Annotated in this window: 8 protein-coding genes and 1 riboswitch; of the genes, 4 read left to right on the top strand and 4 right to left on the bottom strand. The window is 70.6% G+C overall.

The window, feature by feature from the left end; genetic code table 11:
* Nucleotides 1–220: 220 nt before the first annotated feature.
* Both IY392_RS18685 and IY392_RS18680 read left to right on the top strand, forming a co-directional pair.
* Nucleotides 221–2725, top strand: a complete 2505-nt coding sequence (locus IY392_RS18685; RefSeq protein WP_194862030.1) for an MMPL family transporter — start codon at nucleotides 221–223, stop codon at nucleotides 2723–2725.
* Nucleotides 2718–3350: a TetR/AcrR family transcriptional regulator gene (locus tag IY392_RS18680; RefSeq protein WP_228549637.1), complete on the top strand. Its 633-nt coding sequence runs from the start codon at nucleotides 2718–2720 to the stop codon at nucleotides 3348–3350. Before IY392_RS18685 ends, IY392_RS18680 begins: the two co-directional genes overlap by 8 nt.
* Here IY392_RS18680 and IY392_RS18675 read toward each other — a convergent pair.
* Genes IY392_RS18675 through IY392_RS18660 form a run of 4 tightly spaced genes read right to left on the bottom strand, consistent with a single transcriptional unit; the run spans nucleotide 3347 to nucleotide 6937 of the window.
* The gene (locus IY392_RS18675) at nucleotides 3347–4198 is read right to left on the bottom strand and encodes an MBL fold metallo-hydrolase (protein WP_194862029.1); all 852 of its coding nucleotides are present in this window, start codon (nucleotides 4196–4198) and stop codon (nucleotides 3347–3349) included. The genes IY392_RS18680 and IY392_RS18675 overlap by 4 nt on opposite strands.
* Nucleotides 4198–4998, bottom strand: a complete 801-nt coding sequence (locus tag IY392_RS18670; RefSeq protein WP_194862028.1) for an ABC transporter ATP-binding protein — start codon at nucleotides 4996–4998, stop codon at nucleotides 4198–4200. The genes IY392_RS18675 and IY392_RS18670 overlap by 1 nt, the downstream gene beginning before the upstream one ends.
* Nucleotides 4995–6023 (bottom strand): iron ABC transporter permease, encoded by a 1029-nt coding sequence (locus IY392_RS18665; protein ID WP_107757672.1) that lies wholly within the window; start codon nucleotides 6021–6023, stop codon nucleotides 4995–4997. The genes IY392_RS18670 and IY392_RS18665 overlap by 4 nt, the downstream gene beginning before the upstream one ends.
* Complete coding sequence (locus IY392_RS18660) at nucleotides 6020–6937, bottom strand: ABC transporter substrate-binding protein (protein ID WP_194862027.1); 918 nt, start codon at nucleotides 6935–6937, stop codon at nucleotides 6020–6022. Before IY392_RS18660 ends, IY392_RS18665 begins: the two co-directional genes overlap by 4 nt.
* A 113-nt stretch (nucleotides 6938–7050) precedes the next feature.
* A riboswitch (cobalamin riboswitch) is annotated at nucleotides 7051–7111 on the bottom strand.
* A gap of 177 nt (nucleotides 7112–7288) precedes the next feature.
* On the opposite strand from IY392_RS18660, the gene IY392_RS18655 reads away from it, so the two are divergent.
* Nucleotides 7289–7702, top strand: coding sequence for a carboxymuconolactone decarboxylase family protein (locus IY392_RS18655; protein ID WP_107757670.1), 414 nt, complete (start codon nucleotides 7289–7291; stop codon nucleotides 7700–7702).
* 67 nt (nucleotides 7703–7769) lie between these two features.
* A complete protein-coding gene (locus IY392_RS18650) occupies nucleotides 7770–9404 on the top strand; it encodes a long-chain fatty acid--CoA ligase (protein WP_107757669.1) in 1635 nt (544 codons plus the stop codon).
* The last annotated feature ends 110 nt before the right edge of the window (nucleotides 9405–9514 follow it).

Raw genomic sequence — 9514 nt, 5'->3', positions numbered from 1 at the left:
GTCGTAGATGCGCTCGAGAAGCATCGAGATCTCCTTGTCGATCGGGGTTCGGGTGGGTGTACCCCGACCATACATACCCCGGGGGGTATCGGCAAGGCGGCGCGACAGCCTTGCTGGGGTGTCCTGCGCCACACCTTCTTGCACGGGCTGTGCAATCGTGCAGCGCTCATGCAAAACTGCGAAGGATCGCTACCAGCACCTACGCACCAGGAGCCAGCGCATGGCGTCATTCCTCTACCGCATCGGGCGGACCGCCTACCTCTTCAGATGGCGGTTCATCGCCGCCTGGGTGCTGGTGATACTCGGCGTCGGCACCGCCGCGGCCACGATGTCCCAGCAGACCAGCACCACCTTCTCGATCCCGGGCCTCGAGTCGATCGAGACCCAGGACGAGATGCAACAGAGGTTCGCCGGGGCGGGTGACCAGCTCGACGCGCCGACGGGGACCATCGTCATCCGCGCACCGGAGGGCAGCACCCTCGTCGATCCGGCGGTCACGGACGACGTCGACGACTTCCTCGGGCAGGTGCGGGAGCTGGGCTTCCTCGCCGACACCGATGCCATCGTCAACCCGGTGATCGCCGCCGAGGGGGTGGCGCAGCAGCTCACCGAGGCCCAGGCCGCCCAGGGGGTCCCGCAGGAACAGATCGACGCCGACATCGCGGCGGTGAGTCCGCTGAGCGCCGACCAGACCACCGGCACCGTCCAGATCCAGTTCGACGCGGACACGACCATGGACATCACCGCCGAGGACCGCGAGGCCTTCGCCGACGTGGTCGCGGCGCACGAGGGTGACCTGACCATCGCCTACTCCGGCAACGCTTTCCAACTCTCGGAGATCAGCGCCATCGGCGAGCTCATCGGCATCGCCGTGGCCGCGGTGATCCTGCTCATCACCTTCGGTTCGGTGATCGCCGCGGGGATGCCGCTGCTCACCGGGGTCATCGGCGTGGGGATCGGCATCGCGGGCATCTTCGCCGCCACGGCCTTCACGGACACGATCAACACCATGACGCCGACGCTGGCGTCCATGATCGGCCTCGCGGTGGGCATCGACTACGCGCTGTTCATCGTCTCCCGCTTCCGCACCGAGCTGGTCAAACACATCGGCGGCAACGATCTCGAGCCCGCGGAACTCGCCGCGAAGCTCAGGAGCATCGACGCGCCCACGCGCGCGCACCTGGCCGGGTTGGCGGTAGGTAAGGCAGGCTCCGCGGTGGTCTTCGCCGGGCTCACCGTCCTGGTCGCCCTCTCGGCCCTGTCCATCATCAACATCCCGTTCCTCACCGCGATGGCGCTGTCCGCAGCCGCGACAGTCGCCATCGCCGTCCTGGTCGCCATCACACTGCTGCCCGCCATTCTCGGCGCCGTCGGGATCCGGCTCTTCGCGGCCCGGGTCAAGGGCGTCAGGGCGCCCGACCCGGAGGACGAGAACCCGACGATGGGACTGACCTGGGTCCGCCGTATCCGCGCCCGTCCCGTCCTCTTCGCCACCGCCGGGATCCTGCTGCTCATCCTGCTGGCGCTGCCCGCCACGCAACTGCGGCTGGCCATGCCGTCGGACGGCACGATGGCCCCTGGTACCCCGAACCGCACGGCGTACGACATGACGGACGAGGCGTTCGGCCCCGGTCGTAACGCGCCCATGATCGCCCTCGTGGACACCCTCCAGGTGCCCGAGGAGGAGCGTCCGTCGGCGTGGGCCACCGCGGCGGCGGACATCCAGGCACTCGACGGTGTGCAGAACGCCCAGATCATCGAGACCAACGAGGCGGGTGACGCAGCCCAGGTCCTCATCACACCGGAGTACGGCGCCACCGACGAGCGGGCCGCGGACGTCCTCGCCGAGATCCGGGCCGGAGCCGCAGACTTCGAGCAGCAGACCGGGGGGACCTACTCCGTCACCGGCGTCAGCCCGATCTACGAGGACATCTCCGAACGACTCACCGAGGTCCTCATCCCGTACATCGCCATCGTGCTGGCCCTCGCGTTCATCCTGCTCATGCTGGTGTTCCGGTCGATCTGGGTGCCGCTGATCGCGGCGCTGGGCTTCAGCCTGTCGGTCGCGGCGACCTTCGGCATCACCGTGGCCATCTGGCAGGAGGGCTGGCTGGGGATCATCTCCGACCCGCAGCCGGTCATCAGCTTCCTGCCGATCATGCTCATCGGCATCGTGTTCGGCCTGGCGATGGACTACCAGGTCTTCCTCGTCACCCGCATGCGCGAGGGGTGGGTGCACGGTAAGACCGCGCACAACGCGGTGTCCAACGGCTTCAAGCACGGGGCCCGCGTCGTCACCGCCGCCGCGCTGATCATGATCAGCGTCTTCGCCGCCTTCATGACGATCGACGAGCAGTTCATCAAGGTGATGGGCTTCGCGCTGGCGATCGCCGTCCTGTTCGACGCCTTCGTGGTGCGCATGACGATCATCCCGGCGGTGATGTTCCTCCTCGGCGAACGGGCCTGGGGTCTGCCGCGGTGGCTGGACAGGATCCTGCCCGCGGTCGACGTGGAGGGATCGGCGCTCGAGGCCGAACAGGGCTCCGCCCGTGAGACCGCCGGGGAGCCGGGGAGCGGAGACGACGACCGTGCCGGCACCGAGGCTGCGGTGGCCGCCGGACGGCACTCCGCCGAGACCGTTGTCGATCAGAGTCCGGGGCCGGGCAGGCACGAGCTGCCCGGTGACGCAGCCGGCGGTGATGCCGGGACGCGGTCCGATGGCTGACCTGCGCGCGCGGAAGAAGGCCGACACCCTCACCCGCCTCTCGGTGGCCGCGGTCGAACTCCTGGTCGCCGAGGGGCTGGACGGGGCGACGGTGTCCGCGATCGCCGAGCGCGCCGGGGTCTCCACCCGCACGTTCCACAACTACTTCGCCCACCGCGAGGACGCGTTCCTGCACTTCCTGCGCGAGCAGGTCGCCGAGTGGGTCCGTCGGGTGGACGGGGCGCCGGCGGGGATGTCGCCGCTCGATGTCCTGCGGTCGATATTCCGGGAGTCCCACGGACGATCGCAGGACGACATCGTCGCGGCGGAGAACCTTCTCGTGGTCGGAGAGCAGGTCATGCTGCTGCTGCGCACCGGGGAGCGGAGCTGCGCCGCCAACGTGCTCGATCCGTTGTACGCGGCCGTGCAGCGCCGGGCCCCGCATCTGAGTCCTTTCCGCGTCCGCGTGATCGTCGACCTGGGCCTCGCGGCGGGCGCGTCGGTCCTCCGGCACCAGCCGCCCGGGGGCGAGCCGGGCGGTGGGGAAGACGAACGGGACACGGTGATGGACGAGGCCTTCGACCTGTTCGAGAAGGGGGCCGGTCACGAGTTCCGGACGACCCCGGGTCAGGCGGTGACCGACTAGCGCGGTGTCCGACCCGGACGACATCCGGCCGCGGACCGGCGGGGCGCCCCGCAGCTGACCACCTCGCCGTCCACGCCCGGCCTGGCCCCGTGTTCGCGCAGCCGCGGGACCAGCCGGCCGAGCGGCGGGTTGTGGTGACCGAGGTGTACGGCCACGACCTCGGTATGGTCCGTGACGGCCTCGACGGACCGCAGCGACCGGACCATCTCGCCGAACCTCCCCAGCCCGAGGTGGGCGTCCGAGATCTCCTCGCGATCGCCCAGGGTCTCCTCGAGGAACACCGCGTCGTATCCCGCCCCCCGGACGGCCGCGAACCACCCGGCGGGCCACGGGCCGGTGTCGGTGGCCCACAACACGCGGGCGCCGTCGGGACCGGTCACGTCGTAGAGCACCGCGTCGCCGTCGTCGAAGACCCGGTGGCCGGCGGGCAGGACGCGCACGTCGTACCCGCCCGCGACGATTCGGTCCCCGGCCACCACCGGAACGAACCGCACCGGGTCCCCGGGGCCGACCCAAGGCCTGCACACCTCGAGTGCGCCGGAGGGGCCGATCACCTCGAGCTCGCCGGTCCCGGCCACCCAGGAGCGGGAGAGCAAGGCCTGGGGACCGAGGTGGTCCGAATGGGCGTGGGTGAGGAGCAGATGAGCCACCCCCGCGAGCGTCCGGCCGTGACGAGACGCGGCGCCCGGTACCTCGGGTCCGCAGTCGATCATCATCTCGTCGTCGATCATCGCGGCGGTCTGCCCGCGCACGTCCTCGCGGCGCAGGGCGTCGAGGCAGGAGTCGCAGCGACAGAACGGGTTGGGCCACCCATCGGCCGCGCCCGTGCCCAGCAACACGATCTCCATCAGGCCCCCGGCTCGCGGAGCGGCAGGACGGCGCGGCCGTCGGGGCGGTCGAGCACCTCGACCCGGGCGTCGTACACCTCGGCCAGTCGCTCGACGGTGAGCACCTCCTCGCCGGTGCCGTCGGCGACCAGGCGGCCATGGTCCACCATGACCACGCGTTCGCCGTAGTGTGCGGCGGAGGTGAGGTCGTGCATGGCAGCCACCACGGTGAGTCCGCTCTCGCGGCGCATCGAGTCCACCAGGTCGAGGACCTGTTGTTGGTGCCCGATGTCGAGAGCGCTCGTCGGCTCGTCCAATAGCAACACGCGGGGCTCCTGGGCCAGGGCCCGCGCCAGGACCACCCGCTGCAGCTCGCCCCCGGACAGCGTGGTGGCGACGCGCGGGGCCAGGTCGTGCAGTGCCAGTCGGTCGATCACGCTCTCCACGATGCTGTGGTCGTGGGGCGTCTCGGTCCCGAAGCGGGGGACGTGGGGAGTGCGGCCCAGCCGGATCAGCTCTCGTGCGCTCACGCCCTCCGGGACCACCGGGCGCTGCGGCATCAGCGCCACCATCCGGGCGACCGGCCGGCGACCGGCTCGTCGCGTCGCCAGACCCATGACCCGCACCTCGCCCCGGGACGGGACGAGCCCCGCCAGGGCGTAGAGCAACGTGGTCTTGCCCGACCCGTTCGGCCCGACCAGGGAGACCCACGACCCGGTCGGCACGGCGAGGTCGATCCCGTGCAGAACCGGCACACCGTCCCGGGCCACCCGCAGGCCGCGGCAGGACAGCGCCGTCGTCGAATCCGGGATGGCGGTCATATGATCCCCCGGCTGCGGCGCAACACGAACAGGAAGAACGGCGCGCCGATCGCGGCGGTGACGACCCCGATCGGCAGCTCGCCCGGGCTCATCGCGGTGCGGGCGACGAGGTCGGCGAGGACCAGGAAGGCGGCCCCCACCAGCAGCGACAGCGGTAGGAGTAAGCGATGGCCGGGGCCGATCACCATGCGGACGGCGTGGGGGATCACGATGCCGACGAATCCGATGAGGCCGCTCACCGACACGACCGCCGCCGTGCCCAGCGTGGCGACGCTGATCAGCACCAGCCTCACCCGGGCCGGGGCGATGCCGAGGGTGGAGGCCTCGACGTCGCCCACGGACATCACGTCGAGAGTGCGCCGGTGAAGGGCGATCACCACGACCGAGACGACCACGTACGGCAGCACTGTCCGCACCTCGGCCCACCCGCTGGTCGTGAGCCGGCCGAGCATCCACGAGTACACCTGCCGCAGGGTCTCGTCGTTGCGCTGCATGAAGAAGGTCTGGACGGCGCTGGCGAACGCGGCGACAGCGACGCCGGCGAGGATGATCACGACCTCGGTCCGCCCGCCGCCGACACCGCGGCCCAGGGCGTAAGTGGCCATCACCGCGATCATGCCGCCGACGAACGCCGCCGGCGGCACCATCGCCGACCCCGCGGCGCCGCCGAGGACGATCGCCAGTGTGGCGCCCAGCCCGGCGCCGCTGGACACCCCCAGGAGGTAGGGGTCGGCGAGCGGGTTGCGGAACACGCCCTGATACGTGGCGCCGGCGATCGCCAGCATCGCGCCGACGATCCCCCCGAGCGCGACCCGGGGGATCCGGATCTCCCACAGGATCACCTGTTGGCGGGGCGTCAGCCCCGAGTCGACGTGCACGAACGGCAGCTGGCCGACCAGCTCGAGCAACACCCCGCGCGGGGTCAACCCGGCCGGCCCCACGAGCGTGCCCGCCAGCAGCGCCAGGAGTAGCACGAGTGTCGCTCCGCCCAGCACCAGGGCGTGGCGGGGCGACCCACGGGTCACGAGGCGGGTTCCCTCTCGGGGACGGTCGCCACGAGGCCGGCCACCTCGCGCATGAAGTCCACCACGCGCGGCCCCCACCGGCTGGCCAGGTCCTCGTCGACCACGAAGACCCGGCCCTGCCTGACCGCGCCGAGCTCGCTCCACCCGGGCCGCTCGGCCACGACCTCCGGCGTGATCCCGCAGCACTGGCCGTCGGCGAGCATCACCAGGTCCGGGTCCGCCTCCAGGATCAGTTCCTCCGACAGCTGCGGGTAGGCGTCGTCACCGGTCGCGATCGAGGTCAGCCCGAGCAGGGAGTACACCTCGCCGATGTAGGTGTCGTCGGTGACGGTGTAGTAGGTGTCGTCGAGTTCGTGGAAGTAGGTCAGCGGGGTCTCACGCTCCGGGACCGACGCCACGATCTCGTCGATCTCGCCCCGCATCCGGGAGACCAGCTCGGCGGCCTCGCCGACGGTCCCGGTGGCGGCGCCGACCTGCTCGATCTGGGTGAAGGTGTCGTCCAGGGTCCGGGCGGCGGGGAGGAGCAGGACCTCGACCCCGGACCGCTCGAGCCCGGACACGATGTCGCCGGTGTCATCCGTGGCCACGACGAGGTCCGGTTGGTACCCGAGGATCGCCTCGAGGTTCGGCGTGTATCCCGACAGGTCGGTGACCGGGGCGTCGGGCGGGAAGTCCGATCGCTCGTCCACCGCGACCACCCGGTCGCCGGCACCCACGGCGTACAGCATCTCGGTGGTGGTGGGGCTGAGCGAGACGATCGCGCCGGGCCCGCCGTCGCCGGGGTCCGTGGCGGCGGTGGTGCCGGAGTCGTCGTCGGCACCGGAACACGCCGAGGCGACCAGGGCCACGACGGTGAGGACGGCGGCGAACAGGGAGCGGGATCCGGGCAGGGCCCGCGCTCGGGACTCGGTCATGGCATCCTCCGGTGGTCGCCCGGACGAGTGCAGCTCGGCTGCGGCGCGGACGCCACGGCACGCAACCGCCCTTCGTGCGAGGTCAGTTCGTACGGTTCCGCGGTCCCGGCCGACCTGGCTCGCCCGCCCGGGGCGGGATCACAGTTGCGCGGACAGCGTCGGACTCACACCGACTTCCGCCGGGTACCACGGGTGTCCGGCAGGGAGCCGGACCCTCCGAGGGTATCCGACCACCGGGTCGACGGCAGGATGGGCCGTGACCGCGCCCGGACACGCCGGGTGTCACGCAGCGGCGGCCACACTGCAGCGGCTACACGGCGGCGGCCACGCACCGACGGGAAGGATCACCAGATGACGACGACAGGTTCAGGCGAGGGGCCTACGGCCGAGGATCCGCGGGCCCGGGGATTCGCGATCCGACGTGAGGTGATGGGCGACGACTTCGTGGACCGCGCGATGGGCCGGGCCGAGGGCACCGCGTCCGAGGCCATCCAGCACGTGGTCACCGAGAACGTGTGGGGCAACATCTGGTCCCGCCCGGGGCTCGGACGGCGGGACCGGAGCCTGCTGAACATCGGCATGCTCGTGGCGTTGCGGGCGAACGCCGAGTTGGCCGGCCACGTCCGTGGAGGGCTGACGAACGGCCTCACCCGCGAGGAGATCACCGAGGCCGTCATCCACGCCTCGGGATACTGCGGCGCGCCGGCGGCCCTCTCGGCCATGAAGACGGTCCAGGAGGTCTTCGACGCGGTGGACGACAGGTAGGGTCGCGTCCAGAAGTGACCCCTGACACCCCCTGATACCCGACACCCCCTGAACAGGAGCCCCTCGCATGCGCAGCACCATGCAGCCGGAACAGCTGAACATCAGCACCATCCTGACGTTCGGCGCGACCGTCCACGCGGACGCGGTCATCACCACCTGGACCGATCAGGGCCCCCGCAAGATCACGTTCGGGGAGCTGGGCCGGCGCGCGGCGCAGCTGGCCAACGCCCTGCGGACGCTGGGGATCGACGCGGATCAGCGCGTCGCGACCTTCCAGTGGAACAACTCCGAGCACATGGAGGCGTACCTGGCCATCCCGTCGATGGGCGCGGTACTCCACCCCCTGAACATCCGGCTGTTCCCCGACCAGCTCGAGTTCGTGGCCAACCACGCCGAGGACAAGGTCGTGATCGTCGACCCCAGTCTGATCCCGCTCCTGCAGCCCCTGCTGCCGCGGTTCTCGACGGTCGAGCACGTGATCGTCACCGGTGGCGGCGCGGCGAACCTCGAGGCCCCGGAGGGCGTGCAGGTGCACGACTACGAGGAGCTGCTGGCCGCACAACCCGCCGAGTTCGAGTGGCCCGAGGTCGACGAGAACTCCGGCGCCGCGATGTGTTACACCTCGGGCACCACGGGTGATCCGAAGGGCGTCGTCTACTCGCACCGGTCCATCTACCTGCACTCGATGCAGGTCTGCATGTCGGACGGGATGGACATCTCGCTCGACGACAACGTGCTGGCGATCGTCCCCATGTTCCACGCGATGTCGTGGGGCCTGCCGTACGCGGCGTTCCTGGTGGGCGCGTCGCTGCTCATGCCCGAGCGCTTCCTCCAGCCGGAGCCGCTGGCCGCGATGATCGCCTCCGAGCGTCCGACGCTGGCCGCCGCCGTCCCCACGATCTGGCAGGCCGTGGACGCCTACTCGGTCGATCACCCCATCGACATGTCGAGCTTCCGCGCCGTCGTGGTGGGCGGCAGCTCCTGCCCGCCCGCGCTGATCCGCAAGTTCAAGGAGAACTACGGGATCGACATCATCCACGCGTGGGGCATGACGGAGACCTCGCCCCTCGGAACCCTGTCGCGGCCGAAGGCGGACCTGCCGGAGGAGACGCAGTTCGAACTGCGCACCACGCAGGGCCGGTTCATCGCGGGGGTCAAGGCGCGGATCGTCGACGACGCCGGTCAGGAAATGCCCTGGGACGGCGAGTCCGTCGGTGAACTCGAGGTGCGTGGACCGTGGATCACGGGCAGCTACTACAAGGTCGACAGCTCGGACTCCTTCGATGACGGCTGGCTCCGCACCGGCGACGTCGGCTACATCCGTCCCGAGGGGTTCCTGCAGCTGACGGACCGAGCCAAGGACATCATCAAGTCCGGCGGCGAGTGGATCTCCTCTGTCGAGGTGGAGAACTACCTCCTCGAGCACCCGGCCGTGGCCGAGGCGGCCGTGATCGGCATCCCCGACCCCAAGTGGGACGAGCGTCCGCTGGCCACCATCGTGGTCAAGGAGGGGGTGGCCGATCCCGACGTCGAGGATCTGCGCTCGCACCTCGAGAGCCGGATGGCCAAGTGGCAGGTGCCGGAGAAGTTCGCGTTCGTCGACGAGATCCCCAAGACCTCCGTCGGCAAGCTCGACAAGAAGCGCATCCGCGTCTCGCACTCCGACGGCGAGCTCACCGTGGTCAACGCGCTGGAGAAGTAGCCCACTCCCGCCGCGTGGTCACACCCGCTCACGTTCTCCCAGGAGACCGTGCCGGAATCTCGATGTTTGTGACCACTCGGCGGTTCGCAAGGGTGGGGGCGGTTCGCGGG

This window comes from Dietzia sp. SYD-A1 (assembly GCF_015356725.1).
Lineage (GTDB): Bacteria > Actinomycetota > Actinomycetes > Mycobacteriales > Mycobacteriaceae > Dietzia.
This window is presented reverse-complemented; position numbering and strand designations above follow the sequence as displayed.